Origin of the sequence: Sporomusa sp., from assembly GCF_035561255.1 — a bacterium.
Taxonomy (GTDB): Bacteria; Bacillota; Negativicutes; order Sporomusales; family Sporomusaceae; genus Sporomusa.
The window spans coordinates 1-2,713 of sequence record NZ_DATMXX010000272.1; the positions used below are offsets into that span (position 1 = coordinate 1).

General features: G+C 42.9%; 4 protein-coding genes and 1 pseudogene. 1 reads left to right on the plus strand and 4 read right to left on the minus strand.

Annotation, left to right across the window (positions count from 1 at the left end; all coding sequences use genetic code 11):
- Window positions 1-714: 714 nt before the first annotated feature.
- Entirely contained in the window at window positions 715-1,338 is a 624-nt protein-coding gene (locus tag VN379_RS15130; RefSeq protein WP_325535296.1) for a hypothetical protein, read from the minus strand.
- A gap of 116 nt (window positions 1,339-1,454) precedes the next feature.
- Here VN379_RS15130 and VN379_RS15135 point away from each other — a divergent pair, with 116 nt between their 5' ends.
- Complete coding sequence (locus VN379_RS15135; RefSeq protein ID WP_325535298.1) at window positions 1,455-1,706, plus strand: hypothetical protein; 252 nt, start codon at window positions 1,455-1,457, stop codon at window positions 1,704-1,706.
- Here the strand turns inward: VN379_RS15135 and VN379_RS15140 are convergent.
- From VN379_RS15140 to VN379_RS15150, 3 genes and pseudogenes are all read right to left on the minus strand, one after another.
- Window positions 1,703-1,870 (minus strand): hypothetical protein, encoded by a 168-nt coding sequence (locus VN379_RS15140; protein ID WP_325535300.1) that lies wholly within the window; start codon window positions 1,868-1,870, stop codon window positions 1,703-1,705. The two genes, VN379_RS15135 and VN379_RS15140, sit on opposite strands and share 4 nt — an antisense overlap.
- 68 nt (window positions 1,871-1,938) lie before the next feature.
- On the minus strand, window positions 1,939-2,481 hold the full coding sequence (locus VN379_RS15145; protein ID WP_325535302.1) for an N-acetylmuramoyl-L-alanine amidase: 543 nt from the start codon (window positions 2,479-2,481) through the stop codon (window positions 1,939-1,941).
- Window positions 2,482-2,713, minus strand: a pseudogene (locus VN379_RS15150) (hypothetical protein); the annotation flags it as partial.

Sequence of the window (2,713 nt, forward strand, 5' to 3'; positions counted from 1 at the left end):
ATTCCACTCCTTATCTTATTTGCTAAACTTTCCTGACTCACTTCCAAACTAATGATAACTGCCATATCCACGATATATTCGTATGGATAACTTGCAAATTGATTTTTGCATAAAAATTTACTACCCCAGCAATAACTTTGTTGCGAGTGAAACTGTCTGCATCAAAGTCCTTAACAGGTTATTCACAGTGACAGCCCTTTCCATATTAGCATTGGCCAAACCAATCCCTCTTCTATCGAAATTTTACATTGTTTTCTACTAGCTAGCAATAGATCTGTAAAGGCGGTGAAAATTATATTCGTATACCTTGTATTTAACAGATAGACTTTTAAACCCAATTACCCTCTAACCTAATGGCTAGTAGCCATTAACATTTGGGTCCTGAATGAAATCTAAGCATTACCCTGATCCAAATACCTCTTGCAAACTTTATCCGACAAGCACCACTCTAGTCTTCAGTAAGTAAAAAGCCCAAGGCAGTCAATTAAAATTCCGACCACACTCAAATATATGATTCTTCAATATTTATACCGGACTATCTCCGAAAGGATTGTCTGGTTCTTTTACATTCGTCATTTTTATCGATATTAAGTATTTACTACTAAATCCCTAACGAAATCCAAGAGCTTTACTATTTCGCCTCTACAAACCACCGACCCTAAATATACTTACTACAAAAACAAAAAGCCCCAGACTTAAAGTCCGGGGCCACTCTCAAAATGCATATCTAATTCCGACTTTCGCCTCATCGTGCTTAAAATCATACCCCAGTACACCACCAAGGTACTTACCATCTTTGGTGATTCTACGGCTAATATCATAGCTAACTTCTTGAATCCTAGGACTTCCTTTTTTAATCGACTCCGACCAATCAGGCATGACGTTAATCCCCCGGATAACCTTCTTGTAAGCATAAACATTGTACTGATTTAAATTGACTGTTGTACCTTTCGGCAAGGCGGCAATTTTACTTAGATCAACTTTTTTATCAGAATTATTTGGGTCTGTGACAATGCCAAAATCGGCATCGCGCTTTTCAACTTCTTTCGTAACTACCTTAACAACTTCCACCGGCACTGTTTTTATAATCGTGTCCGGTGGTTTATTTTTTAGACGGGCAATCTCCTTGGCTGCCTCATCCAGTTGCGACTGCAGCATTTTTACCTGTGCATTGTCTGCTGCTTGTTGTACCCCTGCCGGAGTTTCGGCCTGCTCTTGAGATAGAGTCGTTACCGGCTCTGGCTTGTTAAAGTGCTGATAAGCAAAGTATCCTACCACCGCCACCAATAAAACAACGCCAAGCAGTATGGCCGCCTGGCGTTTGGTTAAACTAAACATGATGTATCCCTCTCCCCTCAGCGCCGTCGTCTAACGGCGCTACTTTTTATTTAATTATTTTAATAGGAAATTATTGGTTTTTGTCGAACTGTCACCTCAGAAGGGAGGTAATACTGATGAATGTTATAGTACCAAAATGCCCACACTGCAGTGAATTGCTGACAGGTCTTGCAGAAAACCATCCTGAAATTCCTCATCTATATGCGCTCTTAGCCATGAAATACGACAACGGGAAATATGTGCTGGAAATTGGTTCAAATACACAATCAATGTACCTTCGGGCGATGGTCTGCACGAAGTGCGGTCATGTTGAGTTTGTTTCAGCAATTCATCAAGGCATTGTCGATAGCAAAGGCAATGCACTTTAAGCTTCCATAATAACTGTCGGGCAACCATCAAAGCCGTCACATGACACGTTCTTAGCAGTTTCTAATCGTACAGGTCCTTTAATTGGTTTTTGCCGATCCTCACGTTGGCGCTTGAGGTCGGCTATTTCTTTTTCCAGATTTGTTACTCGTTGGTCTAACTCCATAATTCACACCCCCTTTTATCTTTTATCCGTACACAAACCGGCCATCAGGTATATATATTCGATCATTTTCATTTACTTAAATAATCGGTCACACCCCGCGCCACTGCCCTGGCAAATTCATCCTGCCTGGCAGCCAACAACTGCCCCTCCCCGGCATTACTGATAAATGCCAGCTCTACCAACGCACTTGGCATGTCCGTATATTTTAAAACATACAAGCTTCTGCCTGGCATAGCTTCTTTTAATCCCCGGTCCACCACCGGCAGTGAACCAACAATCTGCTGCTGGATGCATCCAGCCAAGCCCTTGCTCTTAACCGAGTTATACCAGTACCAGGTCTCCGTCCCGCTCGGTACCGGGCTATCTACGCTATTGCAATGAATACTAACAAATAATTCAGCCCGCCAGGTATTGGCCGTATTGACAACTTCATCAAGAGAGTTGCTTTGCAATATTTTAGTTTCACAACCGGCCATGCACAAATACTTGTCTAACAGTGATCCAACTACCGCTACAACATCTGATTCGCGTAGGCCGGTAATCGGGTTAACGGCGCCCGGATCAGGCTGGCCATTTGGAGCATGGCCGGGATTGATAAATATTTTAGCCATCTATTTTCCTCCTTTGTGCAGATCCGGCGTATCCGTAGCCTGCTGAATCTTCCTGATCGCGGCCACTTCGGCATCGATCAGCCAACCAACCAAAACTTTAGGCACGATAATCCGGCGCCAGCCCAAAATATCCATAACTGACTGAATAGCTGTTGCTCGCTTTTCGTGGTTCTCCATATCATCCGCATGCCGATCCAGCTCATAGATAATTTTTTGCAACCCTTCCTTGGCT

What these genes read in the sequence shown, in the direction of transcription:
- VN379_RS15130 (WP_325535296.1), bottom strand. Translation starts at nt 1,338, where the DNA reads ATGTTTAGTTTAACCAAACGCCAGGCGGCCATACTGCTTGGCGTTGTT.
- VN379_RS15135 (WP_325535298.1), top strand. Translation starts at nt 1,455, where the DNA reads ATGAATGTTATAGTACCAAAATGCCCACACTGCAGTGAATTGCTGACA.
- VN379_RS15140 (WP_325535300.1), bottom strand. Translation starts at nt 1,870, where the DNA reads ATGGAGTTAGACCAACGAGTAACAAATCTGGAAAAAGAAATAGCCGAC.
- VN379_RS15145 (WP_325535302.1), bottom strand. Translation starts at nt 2,481, where the DNA reads ATGGCTAAAATATTTATCAATCCCGGCCATGCTCCAAATGGCCAGCCT.